This is a genomic window from Carboxylicivirga marina, from assembly GCF_016612505.1.
In the GTDB taxonomy this organism is placed as follows: domain Bacteria; phylum Bacteroidota; class Bacteroidia; order Bacteroidales; family Marinilabiliaceae; genus Carboxylicivirga; species Carboxylicivirga marina.
On the sequence record NZ_JAENRR010000171.1, the window covers coordinates 1 to 495 of the forward strand.

The following is a 495-nucleotide window of genomic DNA, read 5'->3' on the forward strand; positions in this document are numbered from 1 at the left end:
ATGTAAATTCTAGATTCTTGTTGTTTGTATAGTATGCTATAATGGCCAAGTGATAATCCGCGTATAAAGTTTAATTCAGTTGGTTTTCCAATCTCAGGATTATCTTTTATAAGGTTGATACGTTCCTTAATCCCTAATCTTAGTTTTTGTGAATAAGTACTTGATTTGTTGCGTTTATTCCAGTAGGCGAAAATGTGATTTCTTTGCTTGATGGCTGTCAAAGTCCAATATACTTTTAACTGAGCCATCCTTCGTCCATTTTATCCAATTCTTCTTCTGAAATAACTTCACCTTTTTCAATTTCAGCCTCGCTCATCGCTAACATTTCTATCTGCTCGGAACTTAACAGTATTTTCTCCTCCTGACCTGTTGATTCGAAAATGCTATCAATGGCTTTTAATAACTTTTTATTATTGGTAGCCAGTACTTTATCGATAAGTTTATTCTTGAGTATATCAATCGCCGTCATCTTCCTGTAATTTGGAATAAATATCG

The 495-nt window shown here is 33.7% G+C and carries 2 protein-coding genes; both read right to left on the reverse strand.

The window, feature by feature from the left end:
• A partial coding sequence (locus JIV24_RS22245; protein WP_200467284.1) for a type II toxin-antitoxin system RelE/ParE family toxin occupies positions 1-248 on the reverse strand: 248 nt, incomplete at its 3' end.
• Positions 236-495, reverse strand: a 260-nt coding sequence (locus tag JIV24_RS22250) for a hypothetical protein (RefSeq protein WP_234445932.1), incomplete at its 5' end; no start/stop codon positions are given. The genes JIV24_RS22250 and JIV24_RS22245, both read right to left, overlap by 13 nt.